Source organism: Enterobacter sp. BNK-29 (assembly GCF_048684785.1).
Taxonomy (GTDB): domain Bacteria; phylum Pseudomonadota; class Gammaproteobacteria; order Enterobacterales; family Enterobacteriaceae; genus Enterobacter; species Enterobacter cloacae_M.
On sequence record NZ_JBLQTU010000001.1, the window covers coordinates 2,237,126 to 2,262,362 of the forward strand.

22 protein-coding genes and 5 tRNA genes are annotated in these 25,237 nt (G+C 55.5%); 17 read left to right on the top strand and 10 right to left on the bottom strand.

The window, feature by feature from the left end; all coding sequences use genetic code 11:
• Complete coding sequence (locus tag ACMGGX_RS10690) at positions 1-288, bottom strand: HTH-type transcriptional regulator (protein ID WP_029740975.1); 288 nt, start codon at positions 286-288, stop codon at positions 1-3.
• 331 nt (positions 289-619) lie between these two features.
• Here ACMGGX_RS10690 and ACMGGX_RS10695 point away from each other — a divergent pair, with 331 nt between their 5' ends.
• A complete protein-coding gene (locus ACMGGX_RS10695) occupies positions 620-1,330 on the top strand; it encodes a DUF3053 domain-containing protein (RefSeq protein WP_023309949.1) in 711 nt (236 codons plus the stop codon).
• A 247-nt stretch (positions 1,331-1,577) separates the two neighbouring features.
• The gene (cspE, locus tag ACMGGX_RS10700; RefSeq protein ID WP_003860775.1) at positions 1,578-1,790 is read left to right on the top strand and encodes an RNA chaperone/antiterminator CspA; all 213 of its coding nucleotides are present in this window, start codon (positions 1,578-1,580) and stop codon (positions 1,788-1,790) included.
• Positions 1,791-1,848: 58 nt separating this feature from the next.
• Here cspE and ghrB read toward each other — a convergent pair whose 3' ends face one another.
• From ghrB to ACMGGX_RS10730, 6 genes are all read right to left on the bottom strand, one after another.
• Positions 1,849-2,823 (bottom strand): glyoxylate/hydroxypyruvate reductase GhrB, encoded by a 975-nt coding sequence (gene ghrB / locus ACMGGX_RS10705; RefSeq protein WP_348562131.1) that lies wholly within the window; start codon positions 2,821-2,823, stop codon positions 1,849-1,851.
• A gap of 26 nt (positions 2,824-2,849) precedes the next feature.
• Positions 2,850-4,130, bottom strand: coding sequence for an MFS transporter (locus ACMGGX_RS10710; RefSeq protein WP_048980837.1), 1,281 nt, complete (start codon positions 4,128-4,130; stop codon positions 2,850-2,852).
• Between the two features lie 117 nt (positions 4,131-4,247).
• Positions 4,248-5,186: a sugar kinase gene (locus ACMGGX_RS10715; RefSeq protein ID WP_252047422.1), complete on the bottom strand. Its 939-nt coding sequence runs from the start codon at positions 5,184-5,186 to the stop codon at positions 4,248-4,250.
• 3 nt (positions 5,187-5,189) lie between these two features.
• Positions 5,190-5,939 carry a sugar phosphate isomerase/epimerase gene (locus ACMGGX_RS10720; RefSeq protein WP_348562132.1) on the bottom strand — a complete coding sequence of 250 codons (750 nt, stop codon included), beginning with the start codon at positions 5,937-5,939 and terminating at the stop codon, positions 5,190-5,192.
• A gap of 103 nt (positions 5,940-6,042) precedes the next feature.
• Positions 6,043-7,059, bottom strand: a complete 1,017-nt coding sequence (locus ACMGGX_RS10725) for a LacI family DNA-binding transcriptional regulator (RefSeq protein ID WP_023309954.1) — start codon at positions 7,057-7,059, stop codon at positions 6,043-6,045.
• A gap of 180 nt (positions 7,060-7,239) precedes the next feature.
• Positions 7,240-7,902 (bottom strand): OmpA family lipoprotein, encoded by a 663-nt coding sequence (locus ACMGGX_RS10730; protein WP_047646677.1) that lies wholly within the window; start codon positions 7,900-7,902, stop codon positions 7,240-7,242.
• 211 nt (positions 7,903-8,113) lie between these two features.
• Here ACMGGX_RS10730 and ACMGGX_RS10735 point away from each other — a divergent pair, with 211 nt between their 5' ends.
• Complete coding sequence (locus tag ACMGGX_RS10735; RefSeq protein WP_420298756.1) at positions 8,114-10,393, top strand: molybdopterin guanine dinucleotide-containing S/N-oxide reductase; 2,280 nt, start codon at positions 8,114-8,116, stop codon at positions 10,391-10,393.
• Here the strand turns inward: ACMGGX_RS10735 and ACMGGX_RS10740 are convergent.
• The gene (locus tag ACMGGX_RS10740; protein ID WP_032661790.1) at positions 10,356-10,802 is read right to left on the bottom strand and encodes an N-acetyltransferase; all 447 of its coding nucleotides are present in this window, start codon (positions 10,800-10,802) and stop codon (positions 10,356-10,358) included. The two genes, ACMGGX_RS10735 and ACMGGX_RS10740, sit on opposite strands and share 38 nt — an antisense overlap.
• Positions 10,780-11,361: a DNA-3-methyladenine glycosylase I gene (gene tag, locus ACMGGX_RS10745; RefSeq protein ID WP_024909083.1), complete on the bottom strand. Its 582-nt coding sequence runs from the start codon at positions 11,359-11,361 to the stop codon at positions 10,780-10,782. The genes ACMGGX_RS10740 and tag overlap by 23 nt, the downstream gene beginning before the upstream one ends.
• A 153-nt stretch (positions 11,362-11,514) precedes the next feature.
• Between tag and ACMGGX_RS10750 the strand changes: the two genes are divergently transcribed.
• From ACMGGX_RS10750 to dppF, 9 genes are all read left to right on the top strand, one after another.
• Positions 11,515-12,213, top strand: a complete 699-nt coding sequence (locus ACMGGX_RS10750) for an autotransporter domain-containing protein (protein ID WP_063442052.1) — start codon at positions 11,515-11,517, stop codon at positions 12,211-12,213.
• 238 nt (positions 12,214-12,451) lie between these two features.
• A complete protein-coding gene (locus tag ACMGGX_RS10755; RefSeq protein ID WP_420298358.1) occupies positions 12,452-13,654 on the top strand; it encodes an MFS transporter in 1,203 nt (400 codons plus the stop codon).
• 239 nt (positions 13,655-13,893) lie between these two features.
• A complete protein-coding gene (gene eptB, locus ACMGGX_RS10760; RefSeq protein WP_348562134.1) occupies positions 13,894-15,588 on the top strand; it encodes a kdo(2)-lipid A phosphoethanolamine 7''-transferase in 1,695 nt (564 codons plus the stop codon).
• Between the two features lie 91 nt (positions 15,589-15,679).
• Positions 15,680-15,756 (top strand) — tRNA-Pro (locus ACMGGX_RS10765).
• A 620-nt stretch (positions 15,757-16,376) separates the two neighbouring features.
• Positions 16,377-17,984: a dipeptide ABC transporter periplasmic-binding protein DppA gene (gene dppA / locus ACMGGX_RS10770; protein ID WP_033146993.1), complete on the top strand. Its 1,608-nt coding sequence runs from the start codon at positions 16,377-16,379 to the stop codon at positions 17,982-17,984.
• A gap of 160 nt (positions 17,985-18,144) precedes the next feature.
• On the top strand, positions 18,145-19,164 hold the full coding sequence (dppB, locus tag ACMGGX_RS10775; RefSeq protein ID WP_023334097.1) for a dipeptide ABC transporter permease DppB: 1,020 nt from the start codon (positions 18,145-18,147) through the stop codon (positions 19,162-19,164).
• 9 nt (positions 19,165-19,173) lie between these two features.
• The gene (gene dppC / locus ACMGGX_RS10780) at positions 19,174-20,076 is read left to right on the top strand and encodes a dipeptide ABC transporter permease DppC (protein WP_023309963.1); all 903 of its coding nucleotides are present in this window, start codon (positions 19,174-19,176) and stop codon (positions 20,074-20,076) included.
• 10 nt (positions 20,077-20,086) lie between these two features.
• The gene (gene dppD / locus ACMGGX_RS10785) at positions 20,087-21,070 is read left to right on the top strand and encodes a dipeptide ABC transporter ATP-binding protein (protein ID WP_008502772.1); all 984 of its coding nucleotides are present in this window, start codon (positions 20,087-20,089) and stop codon (positions 21,068-21,070) included.
• A complete protein-coding gene (gene dppF / locus ACMGGX_RS10790; RefSeq protein WP_181594166.1) occupies positions 21,067-22,080 on the top strand; it encodes a dipeptide ABC transporter ATP-binding subunit DppF in 1,014 nt (337 codons plus the stop codon). The genes dppD and dppF overlap by 4 nt, the downstream gene beginning before the upstream one ends.
• 43 nt (positions 22,081-22,123) lie before the next feature.
• Here dppF and coaA read toward each other — a convergent pair whose 3' ends face one another.
• Positions 22,124-23,074, bottom strand: a complete 951-nt coding sequence (gene coaA, locus ACMGGX_RS10795; protein ID WP_032661777.1) for a type I pantothenate kinase — start codon at positions 23,072-23,074, stop codon at positions 22,124-22,126.
• Positions 23,075-23,391: 317 nt separating this feature from the next.
• Here coaA and ACMGGX_RS10800 point away from each other — a divergent pair.
• The 5 genes from ACMGGX_RS10800 (at position 23,392) to tuf (ending at position 25,137) form a co-directional block, all read left to right on the top strand.
• Positions 23,392-23,467 (top strand) — tRNA-Thr (locus ACMGGX_RS10800).
• An 8-nt stretch (positions 23,468-23,475) separates the two neighbouring features.
• Positions 23,476-23,560: transfer RNA gene (locus tag ACMGGX_RS10805), tRNA-Tyr, on the top strand.
• Positions 23,561-23,677: 117 nt separating this feature from the next.
• Positions 23,678-23,752: transfer RNA gene (locus tag ACMGGX_RS10810), tRNA-Gly, on the top strand.
• Positions 23,753-23,758: 6 nt separating this feature from the next.
• Positions 23,759-23,834, top strand: a tRNA-Thr gene (locus ACMGGX_RS10815).
• Between the two features lie 118 nt (positions 23,835-23,952).
• Positions 23,953-25,137, top strand: a complete 1,185-nt coding sequence (gene tuf, locus ACMGGX_RS10820; protein WP_023309456.1) for an elongation factor Tu — start codon at positions 23,953-23,955, stop codon at positions 25,135-25,137.
• Positions 25,138-25,237: the final 100 nt, after the last annotated feature.

The following is a 25,237-nucleotide window of genomic DNA, read 5'->3' on the forward strand; positions in this document are numbered from 1 at the left end:
CTACGCTATCTGTTTGCTGAGTGCAGGGTTGGCCTGAATCAGGCGCATCAGCCTTAACTCGGTTGGGGTGGGTTTCTCACGTTTTGACTCCCACTCCTGCACCATAGCCACGCTGACACCCATCGCTCTGGCGAATTCTTCAGTTTTCAGTCCTGTCCCTTTGCGCAATTGCTCATATTCTGTAAAGGGATTGGATTTTTGTTGCAGGGTAATCGCCTGCGGTACGTCTTTAAAAATGATCTGTTCCAGGCTGCTCAGCAGCTCAAACTCAGGATCTTTATATTCCATTGAGGACTCCTCTTAAATCTCACATCGTGATCAAGAACATCAGAGAGCCAGTTAAGAATAGTCCCTAATACGAACTCAGGATCGTCACGGGTGTGATTAATCGTGCGGTAACGATCGCTTTACCCGATTCAGCGATATGGATAGTTATGCTAATTACCTGATTAGTCATATGTCGGCTTCGGCAGGTATTTTTTTGTAAATGGTAAGAAATAAATCGGCAATAGCCGTTTTGCATGAAAAGAGTATCTTGCAAGGCTGACCTGGACTATCCTTGTCAGCGTCGGGCACGCGTGTGCCGGTGTGCGCTTTTTTGGGTGAAAGGAGTAATAAAATGGCGACAGGAAAGTCCTGCTCTCGCTGGTTTGCGCCTATTGCGGCGTTGTTGATGGTTGTTAGCCTGAGTGGGTGTTTTGATAAAGAAGGCGATCAGCGCAAAGCGTTTATCGATTTTCTGCAGAATACAGTGATGCGCAGCGGCGAGCGGTTGCCGACGCTGACTGCGGATCAGAAAAAACAGTTTGGCCCCTTCGTGTCCGATTACGCCATTCTTTATGGTTATTCACAGCAGGTGAGCCAGGCGATGGATTCCGGTATCCGCCCGGTAGTGGATAGCGTGAACGCCATTCGCGTTCCGCAGGATTATATGACGCAGCGTGAACCGCTTCGCCAGTCCAACGGTGCGCTTGGCGTACTGAGCCAGCAGTTGCAGAATGCGAAAATGCAGGCTGACGCGTCACGTTCTGCGCTGAAGCAGGGCGACGATCTCAAACCTGTCTTCGACAAAGTGTATGAGAAAGTGGTGACGAAACCGTCTGAAGCGCTGCAGCCGCTGATTCCGGCCGCGCAAATCTTCACGCAGCAGCTGGTTCAGGTGGGCGACTTTATTGCCCAGCAGGATACTCAGGTGAGCTTCGTTGCCAACGGCATTCAGTTCCCGACCTCGCAGCAGGCAAGCCAGTACAATACGCTGATTGGGCCGCTGGCCTCCCAGCATCAGGCCTTTAGCCAGGCCTGGAGTGCCGCCGTCACGGCCACAGAATAAACCGAAAAAACCCCGCTTCCGGCGGGGTTTTTTTATGCTTATGGAAAATAACGCTTGTCATTCTTCTACCACATCGGTATAACTATCCCCGTCGGTTTGTTACACAGACCTAAAGCAGTTTAGTAAAGCAGTCCAGATTGTTATCCATAGATACCCTTCGTTGTGACCCTTCCTTCATCGCTTAAAAATCTGTAACGCAATCCATCAAGCCGGAAGGCTCAATATATTTGTTAATAAGGTAATTTCTATGTCTGCTAAAATGACTGGTCTGGTAAAATGGTTCAACGCTGATAAAGGTTTCGGCTTCATCACTCCTGACGATGGCTCTAAAGACGTGTTCGTACACTTCTCTGCTATCCAGAACGATGGCTACAAATCTCTGGATGAAGGTCAGAAAGTTTCCTTCACCATCGAAAGCGGCGCTAAAGGCCCAGCAGCTGGTAACGTTGTAAGCCTGTAAGCTTCCAACCCAGTAGCACAAAATTCAAAAACCCGCCTTCTGGCGGGTTTTTTCGTTTCTATCGTTGCACCTGCGGGTTCACGCAGTTTATCTCCACCTTTCCGCTTAGGGCGGCGATAAGGTTATCGACCGCAGTGGCCGCCATGTTGTAGCGCGTCTCATGGGTGGCTGAGCCGATGTGGGGCAGGGCGACGACGTTTGGCATTGCCAGCAGCGGGGAATCAACCGGTAGCGGCTCCTGTTCAAACACGTCCAGACCTGCGGCATGGATCTCACCGTTCTGCAGAGCTTCAATCAGCGCCTTCTCATCCACCACCGGGCCGCGACCCGCGTTGATGAAAATGGCGGATTTCTTCATTTTTTCAAATGCGGATTTGCCAATCAGATGACGCGTTTCGTCCGTCAGCGGCAGAACCAGACAAACAAAGTCGGCTTCCTCCAGCAGGGTATCCAGCTCGCAGTAGCGGGCGTTGAAGCGTTCTTCGGCTTCACTGTGATGGCGACGCGCGTTATACAGAATCGGCATGTTAAAACCAAAATGCGCGCGCTGCGCCAGTGCCAGCCCGATACGCCCCATGCCAACAATGCCCAGCGTTTTGCCGTTAACGTCCACGCCGAACCAGTCCGGTCCAATGCTTTTTGTCCATTCGCCCGCTTTGACGCGCTCGGCTACTTCCACCACGCGACGTGCCGTGGTGAGTACCAGCGCCATCAGCGTATCGGCCACGGTTTCCGTCAGGGCATGTGGCGTATGCATCAGCAGGATCTTGCGGGTGTTAAGGGCATCCACATCGAAATTGTCGTAACCCACGGAAACGGTAGAGGTAGCACGAAGCTTCGGCATTTTCTCCAGCAGGGCGACATCCACTTTCTCGCTTGAACCCAGCAGGCCTTCGGCGCTGGCGAACGCTTCGGCGTGCTGCGCCACGGTTTCCGGGCTCAGGTTCTTCACCTGCGTGACGGTGAAGTGTTCTTCAAGGCGTTTCTGCAGATCTTCCGGCAGTGCTTTGTACAAAATGACGGACGGCTTCATGCTAATCTCCGTTGATTTTTAAGGATTCAGGCGTGGCGTGCGCCGACAGGGTGTTGTTGATTATTAGCAGGCTTAACAATCAGAGTAAGCCACACGGAGGCGAAAAGCGCCACCCCCATAAAGATGTACGATGCGGATGGGCTGCCGGTGGCACCGTTCAGGTAGCCGACGAACCAGGAGCCGCAGAACGACCCCAGCGCACCCATGCTGTTAATCAGCGCCATCGCGCCACCCGCGACGTTACGCGGCAGCATTTCCGGGATGATGGCAAAGAATGGACCATACGGGGCATACATCGCGGCACCAGCGATCACCAGCAGGGTATAAGAGGCCCAGAAGTGATTTGCACCCACGGCCCACGAGCCGATAAAGGCAAAAGCAGCGATCAGCAGCAGCGGCCAGACAAACAATTTTCGGTTCTGCAGCTTGTCCGAAGCCCAGGAGACGACGATCATGGCGATGGTCGCGGCCAGATACGGTACGGAAGAGAGCCAGCCCACTTCTACCATGCCGAGGTTTTCGCCGCCGCTGCGGATAATCGACGGCAGCCACAGCACAAAACCGTACACGCCAATGCTCCAGGTAAAGTACTGCGCGCAGAGCAGGATCACGTTGCGCGAGCGGAAGGCTTCACCGTAGTTTCGTACCGCCTTCAGACCTTGCTGTTCTTTATCCAGCTGCGCCTGCAGCGCCGCTTTTTCGTCTTCGGAAAGCCATTTCGCCTGGGCAGGTTTATCTTTTACCAGTACCCACCAGCAGAATGCCCAGATCACTGCCGGGACCCCTTCGATGATAAACATTTCGCGCCAGCCGAAGGACTGGATCAGGTAGCCAGACACCACCGACATCCACAGTACCGTGACCGGGTTACCGAGGATCAGGAAGGTATTCGCGCGCGAGCGTTCAGATTTGGTAAACCAGTTGCTGATGTAGATCAGCATCGCCGGCATGACCGCCGCCTCAACGACGCCGAGGATAAAGCGAATGGCGGCCAGGGCAGGAATATTGTTCACCACGCCGGTCAGTGACGCGCAGGCGCCCCACAGGATCAGACAGACGAAGATCAGCTTACGCACGCTGCGGCGTTCCGCATAAATCGCGCCGGGGATCTGAAAGAAGAAATAGCCCAGGAAGAAAAGGGCACCCAGCAGGGAGGAGATACCTTTGGTGATGCCAAGGTCCTCTGTGATCCCCGCCGCGGACGCGAAGCTGAAGTTGGCACGGTCAAGGTACGCCAGGCTGTACGTGATAAACACGATTGGCATGATGTACCACCAGCGTTTTACTGCATTGGTCGAACTGTTCATAGGCTTGCCTCTGTTGTTGAGGTTGTTACCGCCGTTGTCTGTAGGGTACACGGTGGCTTAATTATTTGGTGTGGCTTGCTGCCCTCACCCTGGCCCTCTCCCACAGGGAGAGGGAATTTAAATGCCGAGCTCTGCTCGCGTGGGTAATCCTTCGCTGTCGCCCTGCACCTGAATGGCCAGCGAGCCAATCTTGTTGCCCCGCGCCACGGCCTGCGGCAGCGTTTTGCCTTCCAGCAGAGCGCTAATCACGCCCACGGCAAAACCGTCGCCCGCGCCGACGGTGTCGACAACGTTCTCAACCTTCACCGCCGCGACCGCGCCCTGTTGGCCGTCGGCCGTCTTAAACCATGCGCCATCGGCACCGGTCTTCAGCACCACCGCTTTTACCCCTTTATTCAGGTAGAAATCGGCAATGCCTTCCGGGGTATTTTCACCCGTCAGGATCATCCCTTCTTTCAGGCCCGGCAGAACCCAGTCCGCTCTGAACGCCAGGCGGTTGAGCTTCTCGACCATTTCCGCTTCGCTTTTCCACAGCACCGGGCGCAGGTTCGGATCGAAAGAGATCGTTTTTCCCTGGGCTTTCAGAGTGGCTGCCGCGTGATCCAGCAGCTCATACGAGCTGGCGGACAGCGCTGCCGCCACGCCGCTCAGGTGCAGGTGGCGCGCGGAGGCGAAATAGTCGGCGTGGTAATCCGCCACTGAGAGGTGGCTTGCGGCCGATCCCTTACGGAAATATTCCACGATGGGATCGGTTCCATTTTCGACCTTAGATTTAAGCTGAAAGCCGGTAGGGAAGCGTCCATCGAGGGTGACGCCTGCGGCATCAATTCCCTCTTTTTTCAGCGAGTCGAGAACGAAATGGCCAAAGCTGTCGTCCCCCACGCGGCTGACCCAGCCGACGTTAAGGCCGAGACGCGCCAGGCCGGTTGCGACGTTCAGCTCTGCGCCCGCCACGCGCTTGATAAAGTGCTCCACCGCGCTCAGTTCGCCCGTTTCAGTGGCGACAAACATCGCCATGGCTTCGCCAATCGTGATGACATCCAGCGTCTTGTGCATGGTTTACTCCTCGCGCAGCAGGTTGACGTAATGGCGGGTAACGGCGGTTAAATCCGTCCCTTCCAGCGGGAACTCGATACCGCGCGGGGCATCGGCAGGCAGCTGGCCGAGCAGATCCAGCCAGCGCGCATCGGCGTGGTCTGGTGCCACGGCGCGGAAGTTATCTTTGTGCGGCACGGCGGCTTTCACGTGGATATAGCTCACCGCAGGGGCCAGATGACGCGCGGCCTCTTCAGGCGAATCGCCAACCCACAGCCAGTTGCCCATATCGAAGGTCAGCGTGACGGGTAAGGCCATTTCCCGACAGGCGGTCTGGAAGCGCTGCATGGGCGCGAGCTGTCCGCAGTCGGTCTGATCGTTCTCCACGACCAGCGCCATGCCGCTTGCGTTCAGCAGGGTACGCAGGGCGTCGAGAGGCTGCGCGTCGTGGAAATGGCCCAGGGAAACCTTCAGCCACAGGGCGTTCAGGGTGCTGGCCTCTGAGAGATAACGGGTCAGGTCCGGGTTAAGGGTGCCGTCAGGCAAAAACAGGGCTGCGGGGGCGGAGTAGCACGCCAGCAGGCCGAGCAGCTCAATGGATTCTCCCAGCGCAGGCAGCGCCAGCAGCTCTTCGCTGTTGAACAATTCCCGGCGGATCTCCACGCCGTCTGCCCCTGCGCCTGCAATCACGGGAAGCATTGCCCGCTGACCGCCCGCCTGTCGCACCTGTTCCGCACCGTACGCGGCGGTGACCACCATAATTTTCCTGCCCATCTTCGGACTCCATCGCAACATATCAATACTATTACGCTAGATGGAACCGGTTCCAAAGAAAAGGTCAGGATGTCGAATTTATGATCGGTATCACAAGGGAAAATTAACGCGCCGTGGAGCCGCGAACGATCAGCTCGCCGGAGAAGACCTGCTCGCGAACGGCATCGCTGGTGCCTTCAATGCGACGAACTACTTGTTCAACAGCAGCATAGCCAATCTGCCAGGTGGGTTGTTTAAGGGTAGTAATGCCGACGCCCGCCAGCTCCGCCCACTCCAGTTCATCAAACCCCAGTAGACCGATATCGCTGCCCCAGTGCAGGCCAATGCGCTTGAGCGAGCGGGCGACCTGAAGCGTCAGCGCCCCGTTGGCGGAGATAACGGCTTTGCGCATGCCGCGATGGCGCGTGTGGAACTGGCGCAGGGTGTTATCGAGCTGGTCAGCTTCGTGAAGCGGCGTTTCGGCATTTTCGGCGATCACGCCGGGATATCGCTCCAGCGTGGTGCGAAATGCGCTCAGGCGCTCGCGACGGGTGTTGACCATCCCTAACGGTTCACTCAGAAACAGAATGGCCTCGAAGCCCTGTTCGATCAGATGTTCGGTGGCGGTAGTGGCTGCCTGGGTGTTATCCAGACCGACCACATCGCAGGCAAATTCCGGGATTTTACGGTCGATGAGGACCATAGGCAGAGAGGACTGCTGCAGGCGGTTTAAACCCTCTTCCCGCATGCCCACCGCGTTCACCACAATCCCTTCGACCTGATAGCTGCGCAGCAGATCGAGGTAATGCAGCTCCTGGTCGACTTCGTTGTTGGTATTACAAACCAGCGGCGTGAACCCCTTCTCGCGACAGGCGGCTTCAATACCGCTGAGCACGTTAACGGAATAGGGGTTGGTGATATCGGCGATGATAAGCCCGATAAGGCGGGTGCGGCCGCGTTTGAGCCCGCGCGCCATGAGGCTGGGACGGTAGTCGAGATCGGCAATGGCCTGTTCAATACGCGCCAGCAATGCGTCGGACAGCAGGTGTTTCTCGCCGTTTAGGTAGCGCGAAATGCTGGTTTTACCGGTTTTGGCGGCTTTCGCCACGTCGCTGATGGTGGCCCGGGCTGGTTTGCTCATCGCTGATTTCCCTGAATTTAGTGAGAATACCTTAGCGGGAAAATCAGACGAATCAAGTAATTTGCCCGGTGGCGCTGCGCTTACCGGAGGTTGCGGTTTGGTGCCCTCACCCCAACCCTCTCCCACGGGAGAGGGTGCAACCACTAAAAACGGCAACGAGCGTTGCCGTTTTGCTTTTACCTACTGAATTGGGCTTAACGTAATCTCAACGCGGCGGTTCTGCGCTTTGCCTTCCGCCGTGCTGTTGCTGGCGATAGGGTTGGCAGGGCCCATGCCGCTGGTGCGAATGCGGTTGGCTTCAACGCCCTGGGTAATCAGCGAGCTGGCCACGGCGTCGGCGCGCTGCTGGGACAGACGCATGTTCAGATCCTGGCTGCCGGTACTGTCGGTATAGCCAATCACGTTAACGGCGGTTTTATTGTACTCTTTCAGCACCATCGCCACGCCGGTCAGGGTGTTTGCGCCTGCGGGTTTCAGCGTCGCGCTGCTGCTGTCGAAGGTCACGTTGTTCGGCATATTCAGAATGATGTTATCGCCGCTGCGCGTCACGCTCACGCCGGTTCCCTTCATTTTGTCGCGCAGCTTCGCTTCCTGCACGTCCATGTAATAGCCAACGCCGCCGCCCAGTGCCGCGCCCGCCGCTGCGCCAATCAGCGCGCCTTTACCGCGGTCTTTCTTGGAGGAGGAGAGCGCCCCAACGCCTGCGCCGACCAGCGAGCCGATACCCGCGCCAATGCCGGATTTACCCGCTTCACGCTCACCGGTGTAAGGGTTAGTTGTGCAGCCAGAAACAGCCAGTGCACCGCTCACCAGAGCGGCAATAACGAGTACGCGTTTTTTCATCTTCTTTCCTTAATCCTTTTTATTCTTTGCCACGGCGAGCGTGGCAGTTGATTATGACGTCCAGATACGGAGAAAATTCCGGGTATAACTCTGAAATTTGTGACAAACCATAAACTGCCTCAGAAAGAAGGCCGTAAACCTGCACGCAACCAGGAGCGCACGCTTGAGCACCTCAACGAAAACCATTCTGACCGCCGCCCACTGGGGGCCGATGCTGGTCGAAACCGATGGCGAAAATGTTCTGTCGTCCCGCGGGGCACTGCCAACCCAACATCCCAACTCGTTACAGACCGTCGTTCGCGATCAGGTGCATAGCAAAACGCGCGTGCGCTGGCCGATGGTGCGTAAAGGTTTTCTGGCCTCGCCGGATAAACCAGAGGGGATTCGCGGTCAGGATGAGTTTGTTCGCGTGAGCTGGGATGACGCGCTGGCGCTGATCCACGCCCAGCACAAGCGCATTCGCGACAGCTACGGTCCGTCGTCCATTTTCGCCGGGTCGTACGGCTGGCGTTCTAACGGCGTGTTGCATAAGGCCTCGACGCTGCTGCAGCGTTACATGAGCCTGGCGGGAGGCTATACCGGCCATCTGGGGGATTACTCCACCGGCGCGGCGCAGGCGATCATGCCGTACGTCGTGGGGGGGAACGAAGTGTACCAGCAGCAGACCAGCTGGCCGCTGGTGCTGGCACATACCGACGTGGTGGTGCTCTGGAGCGCTAACCCCCTCAATACGCTGAAAATTGCCTGGAATGCCAGCGACGAGCAGGGCATCGGGTATTTCGACGCGCTGCGCAAAAGCGGCAAGCGCATCATCTGCATTGACCCGATGCGCTCTGAAACCATGGATTTCTTCGGCGACAGCGCCGAGTGGATTGCCCCCCATATGGGCACCGACGTGGCGATGATGCTGGGGATTGCCCATACGCTGGTAGAAAACGGCTGGCACGATGTTGAATTCCTGACGCGCTGTACCACCGGCTTCGATAAATTCGCCGACTACCTGACGGGTCAATCCGATGGGGTGGCGAAAACGGCAGAGTGGGCGGCAAATATTTGCGGCGTTCCTGCGGACAAACTCCGCGAACTGACGGCGTTGTTCCATAAAAATACCACCATGTTAATGTCCGGCTGGGGAATGCAGCGCCAGCAGTTTGGCGAGCAAAAACACTGGATGCTGGTCACCCTTGCCGCAATGCTTGGGCAGATCGGCACGCCGGGCGGGGGTTTTGGTCTCTCCTATCACTTTGCAAACGGCGGTAACCCGACGCGTAAAGCGGCGGTGCTGGCGTCACTGCAAGGCTCGGTGCAGGGCGGCGTCGATGCCGTGGATAAAATTCCGGTGGCGCGTATTGTTGAAGCTCTGGAAAACCCCGGCGGTTTTTATCAGCACAACGGTCTGGACCGCCACTTCCCGGACATTAAATTTGTCTGGTGGGCGGGCGGATCGAACTTCACGCACCATCAGGATACCAACCGCCTGATCCGCGCCTGGCAAAAGCCGGAGCTGGTGGTGATTTCCGAGTGCTTCTGGACCGGTTCGGCTAAGCATGCAGACATTGTGCTGCCGGCGACCACCTCGTTTGAGCGTAACGATCTCACCATGACCGGCGACTACAGCAACCAGCATATGGTCCCGATGAAGCGCGTTGTGGCCCCGCGCGATGAGGCGCGTGATGATTTTGACGTGTTTGCTGAACTGAGCGAGCTGTGGGAAGCGGGCGGGCGCGAGCGTTTTACCGAAGGGAAAAGCGATCTGCAATGGCTGGAGACCTTCTACCAGATTGCCGGACAGCGCGGCGCGGCGCAGGGCGTGACGCTTCCGCCCTTTGCTGAGTTCTGGGAGGCGAACCAGATCGTCGAGATGCCGGAGAGCGAACAGAACGCGAAGTTTGTCCGTTTTGCCGATTTCCGCCGCGACCCGGAGAGCCACCCGCTGAAAACCGAGAGCGGAAAGATCGTGATCTATAGCGAGCGTATCTCCAGCTTTGGCTATGCCGACTGCCCGCCACACCCTATGTGGCTCGAGCCGGACGAGTGGCACGGCAACGCCCAGCCGGAACAGCTGCAGGTATTGTCTGCGCATCCCGCTCACCGTCTGCACAGCCAGCTTAACTATACCTCCCTGCGCGAGCAGTATGCGGTCGCCGGGCGAGAGCCGATCACGCTGAATACCCTTGATGCGAAAGCCCGCGGGATCGCGGACGGCGACGTGGTGCGCGTCTGGAACTCGCGCGGGCAGGTGCTGGCAGGGGCAGTGGTGAGCGACGGGATTAAACCGGGCGTGATCTGCATTCATCAGGGCGCATGGCCCGACCTTGAGCCCGCCGAGGGAGGGATTTGTAAAAACGGGGCGGTTAACGTGCTGACCAAAGATCTCCCCAGCTCGAAGCTGGGGAATGGCTGTGCAGGGAACACGGCGCTGGCCTGGGTAGAGAAATATCAGGGACCCGAGCTTACCTTAACGGCGTTTGATCCGCCTGCCAGCTCATGATCCACGTCGGGTGCTGGGTATCATCCTGCCAGGCGCTGTCTTCAATGCGAAAGCCCTGAGCATGGTAGAAATTCACCGCCCGCACATTTTTCTGATAAACCTCCAGCGTTAAATGCGGGAAGCGCTGTTGAACATGGTTCAGCAGCGCGCGCCCGATGCCTTTCCCTATGCATGATGGTGCGACAAACAGCGCGCCGACAAACTGAGACTGCATCACGCTGATAAATCCGTATGGCTCGCCATCCTGTTCCCAGACCCAGGTTTCCGCCGACGGCAGGTAAACGTCCCGTACCATGGCCTCGTTCTCTTTCCAGTAGCCCGGCTCGATAAACGGATGCGCTTCCGTGGTGCTTTCAAGCCACAGGCTCAAAAGCGGCGCGGTATTCTCACTTTGCCATTTGCGGATCATGATGGCCTCCCGGATGACAGAAGCAGCCGGTAACGTGGTCGTTGACCAGGCCACAGGCCTGCATAAAGGCGTAGCAGATGGTGGAGCCGACAAACTTAAAGCCGCGTTTTTTCAGGGCCTTCGAGAGGGCATCCGAGGCCGGGGTAGAGGCCGGGATTTCCGCGAGCGTGGCGGCCTGTGTGACCTGCGGATCGTTGTTCACAAACGTCCAGACAAAATCTGAGAACGATTCGCCGTTTTGTTCCATCGCCAGGTAAGCACGAGCGTTGCCGATAATGGCCTGGATCTTACCGCGATGGCGGATGATGCCGGCGTCCTGCACCAGTCGTTCCACGTCTTCATCGGTCATCGCGGCGACGGCGACAGGATCGAACTGGTGGAAGGCGTTACGGTAGTTTTCGCGTTTCTTCAGTACCGTAATCCATGACAACCCAGCCTGCTGGCCCTCCAGGCAGATCATCTCAAAGAGTTTTTTGCCATCCGTTTCCGGCACGCCCCATTCCCGATCGTGATAGTCGATATAAAGCTGATCCTGGCTCACCCAACCGCAACGTTCCATCCGTCATCTCCCTTATTGATACTGATTTCGCAAAATTTTCTTTCTGACTGGCTTGACGTGTTTACTATAAAGACAATAGTTAACACAGGGCTATAAGCTCTTCCTGAATAACGACAAATATCGCCGAATTCGGCTCTCTCTGGGGTCGCGTTGATGATGATAAAAAAAATCAGTGGTCGCCATGCTGCTTCTGGCCTGGTGGGAATTTCAGCCTGCCTGTTTTTTTGTAATACAGCGTCTGCCTGGCAACAGGAATATATCGTTTCAGACGCCCAAAATAATACGGCGGAACGCTATACATGGGACGCGGATCACCAACCGCGTTATGAGGATATTCTTGCTGAGCGTATTCAGTCTTCGCAAAACGCGCCGGGTCTTGCCCTGAATATACCGTCTGGCAGCACGACGGAGGGGGCGATGAGCGTGGGCTGGAATTTTCCGGTTTCAGCGCGTATCACCACCGGTCCGGTGGTGGCGTGGCGATACGACGGCACGGCTCCCATGATGATCAACGAGTTTGGTGATAGCGCGTCGACGCAGGCAATCACCGACCCGCTCTGGCATGCCAGCGTCAGCACGCTGGGGTGGCGCGTGAATACCCAGTACGGCGATCTTCGTCCCTGGGCGCAGATTAGCTATAACCAGCAGTTTGGTGAAAACCAGTGGAAATCGCAGTTTGGCATGCCGCAAACGCCAGCCCCTGCCCAAAACGGTAGCTGGATGGACGTCACCGTGGGAACGGATATTCCTTTTAATACGCACGTGGCGGCCTATGCGTCGCTGGCTCAGGGGGAGCACACCACCACCGGTGAGGAGTTTTTATACACCCTCGGCGTTAGCGCAAATTTCTAGAGTTGTTACTTTTTTAAACGTTACGATAACATCTCGAATACAACAACCACGGGCTTTACAGCGATAGCGGTTACTAACATGCTGTCGCTTTATTCCCGGGCCAGGCCATTCATTCCCGATTCCAGGCATTTCATTCCGTTCCGCCTGCATTTCATGCCGTTTTACCCCAGGCGTATTAAGGTTTTGTTTATCGTTGTCCTCAGCGAACTTCCTTAATTTCTCTTGCAGGACAACTGCCATGAACACATCAACTTATAACCGTACGCGCTGGCTTACGCTCTTTGGCACCATCGTCACCCAGTTTGCGCTGGGGTCGGTCTATACCTGGAGCCTGTTTAACAGCGCGCTTTCCGACAAACTCGGCGCGCCGGTCAGCCAGGTTGCGTTCTCCTTTGGTCTGCTGAGCCTGGGTCTGGCGATTTCGTCTTCCGTCGCGGGCAAGCTGCAGGAGCGTTTTGGCGTGAAGCGTGTGACCATGGCGTCTGGCATTCTGCTGGGGTTGGGCTTTTTCCTGACGGCGCATTCCAGCAACCTGATGATGCTGTGGCTGAGCGCCGGCGTGCTGGTGGGTCTGGCCGATGGCGCAGGTTACCTGCTGACGCTGTCGAACTGCGTGAAGTGGTTCCCGGAGCGTAAAGGCTTAATCTCAGCGTTCGCCATCGGCTCTTATGGCCTGGGCAGCCTCGGGTTCAAATTTATCGACACCCATCTGCTGGCGTCCGTTGGCCTCGAAAACACCTTTATGATCTGGGGCGCAATCGTGCTGGTGATGATTCTGTTCGGCGCCACGCTGATGACCGATGCGCCGCAGCAGGAGGTCAAATCTGTTAACGGCGTGGTGGAGAACGACTTCACTCTCGCGCAGTCCATGCGTAAACCGCAGTACTGGATGCTGGCGGTGATGTTCCTGACGGCCTGCATGAGCGGTCTGTATGTCATCGGCGTGGCGAAGGATATCGCGCAGGGGATGGTGAAGCTGGATGCGGCTACGGCGGCGAATGCGGTGACGGTCATCTCCATAGCCAACCTCTCCGGTCGTCTGGTGCTCGGCATTCTGTCTGACAAAATTGCCCGCATCCGTGTGATTACGATTGGGCAGGTGGTTTCGCTGGTCGGCATGGCGGCGCTGCTGTTCGCTCCGCTGAATGAAGCCACCTTCTTTGCGGCTATTGCCTGCGTGGCCTTTAACTTCGGCGGCACTATCACCGTCTTCCCGTCACTGGTGAGCGAGTTCTTTGGTCTGAACAATCTGGCGAAAAACTACGGCGTTATCTATCTGGGCTTCGGCATCGGCAGTATCTGCGGTTCGCTGATTGCCTCCCTGTTCGGCGGGTTCTACGTGACCTTCTGCGTAATATTTGCCCTGCTGATTATCTCGCTGGCGCTCTCGACCACGATTCGTCAGCCGCAGCGCGAAGTATTCAAAGAAGCGCACGCGTAAGCTGTATGAAAGAGGCCTCTGTGGCCTCTTTTTTCTTTATGCGAGACGCTTTCCGTCTCGATAATTTGTAAAAATTTACACCGATCACACTCTCTGCTGCCACTTTTCTCTCCTGCTGTGGTCTACTTATCGCGCTTGTAGACGTTTCTAATAACGCTTCCTTACGCATTTATTTACTCTGTCCGCTTTCTCTTTGAGATTCGTCGGGTTTTTATACCCCTTCCCCCAGGGTTGTTTGCATGAAATACATTAGGTCTCTTACCCAGCAAAGATTGTGTCTGATGCTGGCTGTCTATATCGGATTATTTCTGAATGGCGCGGTACTGTTCAGAAGAGTGGAAGGTTATTTTGAAAACCTTACCGTAAGTAATAGTATTTTTGCCGCCATTGAAGTATTCGGCTCCGTCCTCGCCACCTTCTTCCTCTTACGCCTGCTTTCCCTTTTTGGCCGACGTACCTGGCAAATTTTGGCCTCGCTGGTGGTGATTATTTCCGCCGCCGCAAGCTATTACATGACCTTTATGAACGTGGTCATTGGGTACGGTATCGTTGCCTCGGTGATGACCACGGATATCGATCTCTCGAAAGAGGTGGTAGGGAAAGGCTTCATTGTCTGGACGGTTTTAACCTGTCTGATACCGCTGTTCTTTATCTGGAACAATACGTGCCGCTATACGCTGCTACGCCAGCTGCGCACGCGTGGACAGCGGATCCGCAATATCGTCGTTGTCCTGCTGGCTGGTCTGCTGGTATGGGCGCCTATTCGCCTGATGGAAACGCAGCAAAAACGCGTTGAAAAAGCGACGGGCGTGGATATGCCAAGCTATGGCGGCGTGGTGGCAAACTCGTATTTGCCGTCTAACTGGCTGTCAGCGTTAGGTCTGTATGCCTGGGCGCAGGCGGACGAATCCAGTGATGTGAAGTCGCTGATCAATCCAACGAAACAATTCACCTACCAGCCGCCAGCCGACGGGATTGATGATACGTACGTCGTCTTCGTCATCGGCGAAACGACGCGCTGGGATCATATGGGTATTCTCGGCTATAACCGGGACACCACGCCAAAGCTGGCGCAGGAAAAGAACCTGGTGGCCTACCGTGGCTACTCCTGCGATACCGCAACGAAGCTCTCGCTGCGCTGTATGTTTGTGCGTGAAGGCGGTGCAAGCGATAACCCGCAACGCACGCTGAAAGAGCAGAACGTGTTTGCCGTGCTGAAGCAGCTTGGATTTAGCTCAGACCTGTTCGCGATGCAAAGTGAGATGTGGTTCTACACCAACACGCTGGCAGATAACATCGCGTACCGCGAGCAGATTGGCGCCGAGCCGCGTAACCGCGGCAAAAACGTCGACGACATGCTGCTGCTGGAAGAGATGTCGCAGTCCCTTAAGAACCATCCGCAGGGTAAGCATCTGGTTATTCTGCATACCAAAGGGTCGCATTACAGCTATTACCAGCGATACACGCGTGATTTCGCGAAGTGGCAGCCTGAGTGCGTGGGCATTAATAAAGACTGCAGCAAACAGGAGCTGATCAACGCCTACGACAACTCGGTGCTGTACGTGGATACCTTCCTGAGCCGGGTGATCGACCAGCTGCGCGATAAAAAAGCGATTGTGATTTACGCGGCAGATCACGGTGAATCCATCAATGAGAAAGAGCATCTGCACGGTACGCCGCGCAAGCTGGCACCGCCGGAACAGTTCCGCGTGCCGATGATCATGTGGATGTCGGATAAGTATCTTGAAAATCCGGAGAAGGCGAAGATGTTTGCTCAGCTGAAAAAAGAGGCGGAGATGAAGGTGCCGCGTCGCCACGTTGAGCTGTACGACACCATCATGGGTTGTCTCGGCTATACCTCACCGAATGGTGGGATTAACGAAAACAACAACTGGTGTAAACTCCATGATAACAGCGTAAAAGCCGCGCAGTAGCTGCTCTGGCGAGAATATCGCCAGTTGAATGGCTTTTTGAAAATAAGGGATTGACGGGGGCGCACCTCAGCAGTAAGATGCGCTCCGCATTCGGCGAGTAGCGCAGCTTGGTAGCGCAACTGGTTTGGGACCAGTGGGTCGGAGGTTCGAATCCTCTCTCGCCGACCACATTCTGAAAAGGGCTAACCGCAAGGTTAGCCCTTTTTGCATTATGATCTTATCCCGCCAGAGTATCCAAAACGCCCCTTAGGCCTGCTTCTCCCTGCCTGTTAACGATTTTGTGACATAATCCATTGTATTTTTTTATATATAGATTGATCTTTTTTCGCGTTGCTTATGGATAACCTCAGCATTTTTCGCTGTGCGTTTTAACGTTCGCGGTATTTAGTGCTCAGATAATCACCATTCTGCAAGAAAATTTACCCATTCTGAATAAAAGTTAATCACTGATTGTTGCGAAATATGAAGAGACTTGTGCTGCAAGATAGCGAGTAGCATAAATTTCCCTGCTGAAAACTGGCATGCATAGTTTTTTTAATCTTTGTTTGCGGTTTCTCACACTCAGCGTAAATCCCCGTCACCTGTATTGACGTTTTCACATTCTGTTGACAGATTGTAGGGCATGAGGGGCATTTCAGGGACGATCTGCGCTGCAACTCAAACGCTCTTCTGAAAGGATTCTCCATCCCTTTAAAGCCTTCGGGCATCACTGACCGGACCGGGTAAAAAATAAATAAAGGTCTGGCGGCGTAACACAACAAAGCAAAACATCACATTGGAGCAGAATAATGAGTATTTCCTTGAAGAAGTCAGGGATGCTGAAGCTTGGTCTGAGCCTGGTGGCTATGACCGTGGCAGCAAGCGTACAGGCAAAAACCCTGGTTTACTGTTCTGAAGGCTCGCCGGAAGGCTTTAACCCACAGCTCTTTACCTCTGGTACGACTTACGACGCAAGCTCTGTACCGATCTATAACCGTCTGGTGGAATTCAAAACCGGTACCACGGAAGTAATTCCGGGTCTGGCCGAGAAGTGGGACGTCAGCGAAGACGGCAAAACCTATACCTTCCACCTGCGCCAGGGCGTGAAGTGGCAGGACAGCAAAGAATTCAAACCAACGCGCGACTTTAACGCCGACGACGTTGTGTTCTCCTTTGACCGTCAGAAAAACGCTCAGAACCCGTACCACAAAGTGTCTGGCGGCAGCTATGAATACTTCGAAGGGATGGGTCTGCCTGACCTGATTGCTGAAGTGAAAAAAGTGGACGATAAAACGGTTCAGTTCGTGCTGACGCGTCCGGAAGCGCCATTCCTGGCTGACCTGGCCATGGACTTCGCCTCAATTCTGTCCAAAGAGTACGCGGACAACATGCTGAAAGCCGGTACGCCGGAGAAAGTTGACCTGAACCCAATCGGTACCGGTCCATTCCAGCTGCTGCAGTACCAGAAAGACTCCCGCATTCTGTATAAAGCGTTCGAAGGCTATTGGGGCACCAAGCCGCAGATCGACCGTCTGGTCTTCTCCATCACGCCTGATGCGTCAGTGCGTTATGCAAAACTGCAGAAAAACGAATGCCAGGTAATGCCGTACCCGAACCCGGCTGATATCGCCCGCATGAAGCAGGACAAGAACATCAACCTGCTGGAGCAGGCTGGCCTGAACGTGGGCTATCTCTCCTTCAACACCGAGAAGAAACCGTTTGATGACGTGAAAGTGCGTCAGGCGCTGACCTACGCGGTGAACAAAGAAGCGATTATCAAGGCGGTTTACCAGGGCGCTGGCGTTGCTGCCAAAAACCTGATCCCACCAACCATGTGGGGCTATAACGACGACGTTAAAGACTACACCTACGATCCTGAGAAAGCGAAAGCGCTGCTGAAAGAAGCGGGCCAGGATAAAGGCTTTACCGTTGAGCTGTGGGCGATGCCGGTACAGCGTCCTTACAACCCGAACGCACGCCGTATGGCGGAAATGGTTCAGGCTGACTGGGCTAAGGTTGGCGTTCAGGCCAAGATTGTGACCTACGAGTGGGGCGAGTACCTGAAGCGCGCCAAAGCGGGTGAGCACCAGGCGGTAATGATGGGCTGGACCGGTGACAACGGGGATCCGGACAACTTCTTCGCCACCCTGTTCAGCTGCGCGGCGGCGAAAGACGGTTCTAACTACTCTCGCTGGTGCTACAAGCCGTTTGAAGATCTGATCCAGCCGGCGCGTGCCACCGACGATCACAACAAACGTATTGAACTGTACAAGCAGGCTCAGGTTGTTATGCACGATCAGGCTCCGGCGCTGATTGTTGCTCACTCCACCGTGTACGAGCCAGTGCGTAAAGAAGTGAAGGGCTACGTGGTAGATCCACTGGGCAAACACCACTTCGAAAACGTATCTGTTGAATAATAAGTAGGGTGTTCTCCCTCTCCCTCTGGAGAGGGCAGGGGTGAGGGGCGTGCATGCCTCCCCTCACCCTAACTCTCTCCCGCTGGGAGAGGGAATTTACATTTGTGAGCAATACAGACGTCACGCCACTGGTCGTGCGTCATCAGAGAGAATCCGGGTTATGTTGCAGTTCATCCTCCGACGTCTGGGACTTGTTATCCCCACGTTTATCGGTATCACCCTTCTCACTTTTGCCTTCGTCCATATGATCCCCGGCGACCCGGTAATGATTATGGCGGGCGAGCGTGGTATTTCCCCTGAGCGCCATGCACAGCTGCTGGCGGAGCTCGGTCTCGATAAGCCGATGTGGCAGCAGTACCTCCACTATATCTGGGGCGTATTGCACGGTGATTTAGGGATTTCGCTGAAAAGCCGCCTTCCGGTGTGGGACGAGTTCGTGCCGCGTTTTAAAGCGACGCTAGAGCTTGGCGTCTGCGCCATGATTTTCGCCACTGCGGTGGGTATTCCTGTCGGGGTACTGGCTGCCGTCAAGCGTGGCTCTATTTTTGACCATACCGCCGTGGGCCTGGCGCTGACCGGCTACTCCATGCCTATCTTCTGGTGGGGCATGATGCTGATCATGCTGGTATCGGTGCAGCTTAACCTGACGCCGGTCTCCGGGCGCGTCAGCGATATGGTCTTCCTGGATGACTCCAACCCGCTCACCGGCTTTATGCTGATTGATACGGCTATCTGGGGCGAAGAGGGCAACTTCATTGATGCCGTGGCGCACATGATCCTGCCTGCCATGGTGCTGGGCACTATTCCTCTGGCGGTGATCGTGCGAATGACCCGTTCTTCGATGTTGGAAGTGTTGGGTGAGGATTATATCCGCACCGCGCGCGCAAAGGGCCTGACGCGTATGCGCGTCATCATCGTCCATGCGCTGCGTAATGCCATGCTGCCGGTGGTGACCGTTATCGGCCTCCAGGTGGGGACGTTGCTGGCGGGGGCGATCCTGACCGAAACCATTTTCTCCTGGCCGGGCCTTGGACGCTGGCTGATTGACGCGCTGCAACGCCGTGACTATCCGGTTGTGCAGGGCGGTGTACTGCTGGTCGCGACGATGATTATCCTCGTCAACCTGCTGGTCGATTTGCTGTACGGCGTGGTGAACCCGCGTATTCGTCATAAGAAGTAAGGGACCATCATGTCACAAGTCACTCAAAATAAAGTGGTCGCTGCACCGGTTCCTATGACGCCGCTGCAGGAATTCTGGCACTACTTCAAGCGCAATAAAGGCGCGGTGGTAGGGCTGGTGTATGTCGTAATCATGATCCTGATTGCGGTGTTTGCGAATTTCCTCGCACCGTATAACCCGGCGGACCAGTTCCGCGATGCGCTGCTCGCGCCGCCTGCGTGGCAGGACGGCGGCAGCCTGGCGCACCTGCTGGGTACCGATGACGTGGGCCGCGACGTGCTGTCGCGTCTGATGTACGGCGCGCGTCTGTCGCTGCTGGTCGGCTGTCTCGTTGTTGTGCTGTCGCTGATCATGGGCGTTGTACTCGGCCTGGTTGCCGGTTACTTCGGCGGTATCGTTGATAACATCATCATGCGTATCGTCGACATCATGCTGGCGCTGCCAAGCCTGCTGCTGGCGCTGGTGCTGGTGGCGATCTTCGGCCCGTCGATAGGCAATGCCGCGCTGGCATTGACCTTCGTGGCGCTCCCTCACTACGTGCGTTTAACCCGTGCGGCGGTGCTGGTGGAAGTGAACCGAGATTATGTCACCGCCTCTCGCGTAGCGGGTGCCGGTGCGATGCGCCAGATGTTCGTGAATATCTTCCCAAACTGCCTTGCGCCGCTGATTGTTCAGGCGTCGCTCGGTTTCTCTAACGCCATTCTTGATATGGCCGCTCTTGGCTTCCTGGGCATGGGTGCGCAGCCGCCAACACCGGAGTGGGGCACCATGCTCTCCGACGTGTTGCAGTTCGCACAAAGCGCCTGGTGGGTTGTCACCTTCCCGGGTCTGGCAATCCTGCTGACGGTGCTGGCATTTAACCTGATGGGTGATGGCCTGCGTGATGCGCTTGATCCCAAACTGAAGCAGTAAGAGGCACGAGATGGCGTTATTAAATGTAGATAAATTATCGGTGCACTTCGGCGACGAAGGCACCCCGTTTCGCGCCGTGGACCGCATCAGCTACAGCGTAAATCAGGGCGAAGTGGTTGGCATTGTCGGGGAGTCCGGTTCCGGTAAGTCAGTGAGCTCGCTGGCGATCATGGGGCTGATTGATTACCCGGGCCGCGTGATGGCGGAAAACCTGCAGTTCAACGGTCAGGATCTGAAGCGCATTTCTGAAAAACAGCGCCGCCAGCTGGTGGGCGCCGAAGTGGCGATGATTTTCCAGGATCCCATGACCAGCCTGAACCCTTGCTACACCGTTGGTTTCCAGATTATGGAAGCGATTAAGGTGCATCAGGGCGGGAATAAGAAAACCCGTCGTCAGCGTGCGATCGACCTGCTGAACCAGGTGGGTATTCCTGACCCGGCATCACGTCTGGACGTTTACCCGCACCAGCTCTCCGGTGGGATGAGCCAGCGCGTGATGATCGCGATGGCTATTGCCTGTCGACCAAAACTGCTGATTGCGGATGAACCGACGACGGCGCTGGATGTGACCATCCAGGCGCAAATCATCGAGCTGCTGCTGGAGCTGCAGCAGAAAGAGAATATGGCGCTGGTGCTGATTACGCACGATCTGGCGCTGGTGGCCGAAGCTGCGCACAAAATCATCGTGATGTACGCCGGCCAGGTGGTCGAAACCGGAAATTCACACGATATTTTCCGCGCGCCGCGTCACCCGTATACCCAGGCGCTTTTACGCGCGCTGCCGGAGTTTGCCCAGGACAAAGCGCGTCTGGCGTCGCTGCCGGGTGTGGTACCGGGTAAATATGACCGTCCGCAGGGCTGTCTGCTCAATCCGCGCTGTCCGTATGCAACGGACAAATGCCGGGCAGAAGAGCCTGAGCTGAACCAGCTTGCTGACGGCCGTCAGTCGAAATGCCACTACCCACTCGATGATGCCGGGAGGCCAACACTATGAGTACGCAACAGGCCACCACGCAACAACCGCTGTTGCGGGCCATCGACCTGAAAAAATACTACCCGGTGAAGAAGGGACTGTTTGCCCCTGAACGCCTGGTGAAAGCGCTGGACGGCGTTTCCTTTAACCTCGAACGCGGTAAAACGCTGGCGGTGGTGGGGGAGTCAGGCTGCGGCAAATCCACGCTGGGCCGTCTGCTGACGATGATTGAGGTGCCGACCGGCGGCGAGCTCTATTATCAGGGGCAGGATCTGCTCAAGCACGATCCGCAGGCGCAGAAGCTGCGCCGCCAGAAAATCCAGATTGTGTTCCAGAACCCGTATGGTTCTTTGAACCCGCGTAAAAAAGTCGGGCAGATTCTGGAAGAGCCGCTGCTGATCAACAGTAATCTGAGCAAGGAGCAGCGCCGTGAAAAAGCGCTGGCGATGATGGCGAAGGTCGGTCTCAAAACCGAGCATTACGATCGCTATCCGCACATGTTCTCCGGCGGCCAGCGTCAGCGTATTGCGATCGCCCGCGGGCTGATGCTCGATCCGGACGTGGTGATTGCCGATGAGCCGGTCTCCGCGCTCGACGTATCCGTACGTGCGCAGGTGCTGAACCTGATGATGGATCTCCAGCAGGAGCTGGGGCTCTCTTACGTGTTCATCTCCCACGACCTGTCGGTGGTGGAACATATTGCCGATGAAGTGATGGTGATGTACCTGGGGCGCTGCGTGGAGAAGGGGACTAAAGACCAGATCTTTAATAACCCTCGTCACCCGTATACCCAGGCGCTGCTGTCTGCGACGCCGCGTCTGAACCCGGACGATCGTCGTGAGCGTATTAAGCTGACGGGTGAACTGCCAAGCCCGCTGAATCCGCCTCCGGGATGTGCATTCAACGCCCGCTGCAGTCGCCGCTTCGGTCCGTGCACCCAGCTCCAGCCGCAGCTGAAGGATTATGGCGGCCAGCTGGTTGCCTGCTTCGCGGTCGATCAGGATGAAAATGGCGAGAAGCCACATCCATAACGAAAAAAACCGGCGCTAAGCCGGTTTTTTTATGTCTGCTTGATTATTTCCGCAGGCGAATCTGGTCGACGGCGTGCTTCTCGCTCTTGGTGAGGATCAGGCTTGCACGCTCGCGCGTCGGCAGGATGTTCTCTTTGAGGTTCACGTAGTTGATCTCATTCCACAGCCCCGTGGCCACGCTGATAGCTTCTTCTTCAGAAAGCTGGGCATAGTGGTGGAAATAGGAATCCGGGTCAGTGAACGCCCCTTCGCGGAACTTCAGGAAGCGGTTGATGTACCAGTTTTGCAGCAGGTCTTCCGGCGCATCGACATAAATAGAGAAATCGACGAAATCCGAGACGAATACGTGATGCGGGTCGTGAGGATAGTCCATCCCGCTTTGCAGCACGTTCAGACCTTCCAGAATCAGGATGTCCGGCTGGACCACCGTTTTATCCCCACCCGGGATGCGATCGTAGATCAGGTGCGAATAGACTGGCGCAGTCACGTGCGGCACGCCGGATTTCAGGTCAGAGACAAATTTCACCAGACGGTGCATATCATAAGAGAGCGGGAAGCCCTTCTTCTTCATTAGCCCACGTTCTTTTAACACCTCGTTCGGGTGCAGGAAGCCGTCGGTGGTGATCAGCTCCACGCTGCGGTGTTCCGGCCAGCGGCTCAACAGCGCCTGCAGGACGCGCGCGGTGGTACTTTTACCCACGGCCACGCTGCCTGCGATACTGATGATATAAGGAATACGTTGACCGTTCGTCCCGAGAAACTGCTCCAGCACGGCCTGACGACGCAGGTTTGAGCTGATATAGAAGTTAAGCAAGCGAGAGAGGGGGAGATAAATTTCTGCCACCTCTTCCAGGGACAGATCTTCGTTTATCCCTTTTAACCGTGCGATTTCACCTTCCGTCAGCGTCATAGGGACGGAATCACGCAGGGCAGCCCACTGGCTGCGGTTAAAGTGAAGATAAGGCGTCATTAACGTTTGCTCTTTTTTGCTCATAAGCATGCTTCAGTGAGCCAGCATCACACTGCCGGATCATGGCTCATCACACAGTTAATTTTGGACAATGGGCAGGAGGTTAACACCAGATGACGGGAATAATAAGAAAAAAGATGGAAAGCGCTGCGTAACGCGGAAGCCGTCACGCTACGGTGAATACGGTGCAAATCACGATGATATGTTGAATATTTGACCTCAAATGACTACTTTTACAGCGCCCGACACGCTCTTCGCATAAAATGTGAGCGAAAGAACGTTTTATGCAAATTTTTAGTTGCATGACCGCGCAGGTATCCATAGAATGCGCGCTACTTGATGCCGACTTAGCTCAGTAGGTAGAGCAACTGACTTGTAATCAGTAGGTCACCAGTTCGATTCCGGTAGTCGGCACCATCAAGTCCGGTGGGGTTCCCGAGCGGCCAAAGGGAGCAGACTGTAAATCTGCCGTCACAGACTTCGAAGGTTCGAATCCTTCCCCCACCACCACTTTCTGGCAGCGTAAATGCCGCCGGAGCTGGTTGGAAAAATTAGCCAGCTCAAACTGAAAAAGAGAGAAATCTCTTTTTTTGTTACAGAAAGAACTGGGTAGCCGAGTTTCAGGATGCGGGCATCGTATAATGGCTATTACCTCAGCCTTCCAAGCTGATGATGCGGGTTCGATTCCCGCTGCCCGCTCCAATACGTGCTGATATGGCTCAGTTGGTAGAGCGCACCCTTGGTAAGGGTGAGGTCCCCAGTTCGACTCTGGGTATCAGCACCACTTCACTTCTCCTTCCCGTTTCTCTCTGTTTCAATTTTACTGTATTCAACAATTCAGGCATTTCGCCTGGTTGATGTGGTGATATCACCGATTTATCCGTGTCTTAGAGGGACAATCGATGTCTAAAGAAAAGTTTGAACGTACAAAACCGCACGTTAACGTCGGTACTATCGGCCACGTTGACCATGGTAAAACAACGCTGACCGCTGCAATCACTACCGTTCTGGCTAAAACCTACGGTGGTTCTGCTCGTGCATTCGATCAGATCGATAACGCACCAGAAGAAAAAGCTCGTGGTATCACCATCAACACCTCTCACGTTGAGTACGACACCCCGACTCGCCACTACGCACACGTAGACTGCCCAGGCCACGCCGACTATGTTAAAAACATGATCACCGGTGCTGCGCAGATGGACGGCGCGATCCTGGTTGTTGCTGCGACTGACGGCCCAATGCCTCAGACTCGTGAGCACATCCTGCTGGGTCGTCAGGTAGGCGTTCCTTTCATCATCGTGTTCCTGAACAAATGCGACATGGTTGATGACGAAGAGCTGCTGGAACTGGTAGAGATGGAAGTTCGTGAACTGCTGTCTCAGTACGATTTCCCGGGCGACGATACCCCAATCGTTCGTGGTTCTGCTCTGAAAGCGCTGGAAGGCGACGCAGAGTGGGAAGCGAAAATCATCGAACTGGCTGGCTTCCTGGATTCTTACATCCCAGAACCAGAGCGTGCGATTGACAAGCCATTCCTGCTGCCAATCGAAGACGTATTCTCCATCTCCGGTCGTGGTACCGTTGTTACCGGTCGTGTAGAGCGCGGTATCATCAAAGTTGGCGAAGAAGTTGAAATCGTTGGTATCAAAGAGACTGCGAAGTCTACCTGTACTGGCGTTGAAATGTTCCGCAAACTGCTGGACGAAGGCCGTGCTGGTGAGAACGTTGGTGTTCTGCTGCGTGGTATCAAACGTGAAGAAATCGAACGTGGTCAGGTTCTGGCGAAGCCAGGCTCAATCAAGCCACACACCAAGTTCGAATCTGAAGTGTACATCCTGTCCAAAGACGAAGGCGGCCGTCATACTCCGTTCTTCAAAGGCTACCGTCCACAGTTCTACTTCCGTACAACTGACGTGACCGGTACCATCGAACTGCCAGAAGGCGTTGAGATGGTAATGCCAGGCGACAACATCAAGATGGTTGTGACTCTGATCCACCCAATCGCGATGGACGACGGTCTGCGTTTCGCAATCCGTGAAGGTGGCCGTACCGTTGGCGCGGGCGTGGTTGCTAAAGTTCTCGGCTAATCGCTGATAACATTTGACGCAATGCGCATGAAAAGGGCATCATTTGATGCCCTTTTTGCACGCTTTCACATCAGAACCTGGCTCATCAGTGATTATTTTT

Coding starts and splice junctions, on each gene's coding strand:
- ACMGGX_RS10715 (WP_252047422.1), bottom strand. CDS start 5,186: ATGCACAAGACGCTGGATGTCATCACGATTGGCGAAGCCATGGCGATG.
- dppB (WP_023334097.1), top strand. CDS start 18,145: ATGTTGCAGTTCATCCTCCGACGTCTGGGACTTGTTATCCCCACGTTT.
- dppA (WP_033146993.1), top strand. CDS start 16,377: ATGAGTATTTCCTTGAAGAAGTCAGGGATGCTGAAGCTTGGTCTGAGC.
- tag (WP_024909083.1), bottom strand. CDS start 11,361: ATGGAACGTTGCGGTTGGGTGAGCCAGGATCAGCTTTATATCGACTAT.
- ACMGGX_RS10755 (WP_420298358.1), top strand. CDS start 12,452: ATGAACACATCAACTTATAACCGTACGCGCTGGCTTACGCTCTTTGGC.
- ACMGGX_RS10710 (WP_048980837.1), bottom strand. CDS start 4,130: ATGAACAGTTCGACCAATGCAGTAAAACGCTGGTGGTACATCATGCCA.
- ACMGGX_RS10735 (WP_420298756.1), top strand. CDS start 8,114: ATGCTGGTCGAAACCGATGGCGAAAATGTTCTGTCGTCCCGCGGGGCA.
- ACMGGX_RS10730 (WP_047646677.1), bottom strand. CDS start 7,902: ATGAAAAAACGCGTACTCGTTATTGCCGCTCTGGTGAGCGGTGCACTG.
- ACMGGX_RS10740 (WP_032661790.1), bottom strand. CDS start 10,802: ATGATCCGCAAATGGCAAAGTGAGAATACCGCGCCGCTTTTGAGCCTG.
- dppD (WP_008502772.1), top strand. CDS start 20,087: ATGGCGTTATTAAATGTAGATAAATTATCGGTGCACTTCGGCGACGAA.
- eptB (WP_348562134.1), top strand. CDS start 13,894: ATGAAATACATTAGGTCTCTTACCCAGCAAAGATTGTGTCTGATGCTG.
- ACMGGX_RS10690 (WP_029740975.1), bottom strand. CDS start 288: ATGGAATATAAAGATCCTGAGTTTGAGCTGCTGAGCAGCCTGGAACAG.
- ghrB (WP_348562131.1), bottom strand. CDS start 2,823: ATGAAGCCGTCCGTCATTTTGTACAAAGCACTGCCGGAAGATCTGCAG.
- ACMGGX_RS10695 (WP_023309949.1), top strand. CDS start 620: ATGGCGACAGGAAAGTCCTGCTCTCGCTGGTTTGCGCCTATTGCGGCG.
- ACMGGX_RS10725 (WP_023309954.1), bottom strand. CDS start 7,059: ATGAGCAAACCAGCCCGGGCCACCATCAGCGACGTGGCGAAAGCCGCC.
- tuf (WP_023309456.1), top strand. CDS start 23,953: ATGTCTAAAGAAAAGTTTGAACGTACAAAACCGCACGTTAACGTCGGT.
- ACMGGX_RS10720 (WP_348562132.1), bottom strand. CDS start 5,939: ATGGGCAGGAAAATTATGGTGGTCACCGCCGCGTACGGTGCGGAACAG.
- ACMGGX_RS10750 (WP_063442052.1), top strand. CDS start 11,515: ATGATGATAAAAAAAATCAGTGGTCGCCATGCTGCTTCTGGCCTGGTG.
- coaA (WP_032661777.1), bottom strand. CDS start 23,074: ATGAGCAAAAAAGAGCAAACGTTAATGACGCCTTATCTTCACTTTAAC.
- dppC (WP_023309963.1), top strand. CDS start 19,174: ATGTCACAAGTCACTCAAAATAAAGTGGTCGCTGCACCGGTTCCTATG.
- cspE (WP_003860775.1), top strand. CDS start 1,578: ATGTCTGCTAAAATGACTGGTCTGGTAAAATGGTTCAACGCTGATAAA.
- dppF (WP_181594166.1), top strand. CDS start 21,067: ATGAGTACGCAACAGGCCACCACGCAACAACCGCTGTTGCGGGCCATC.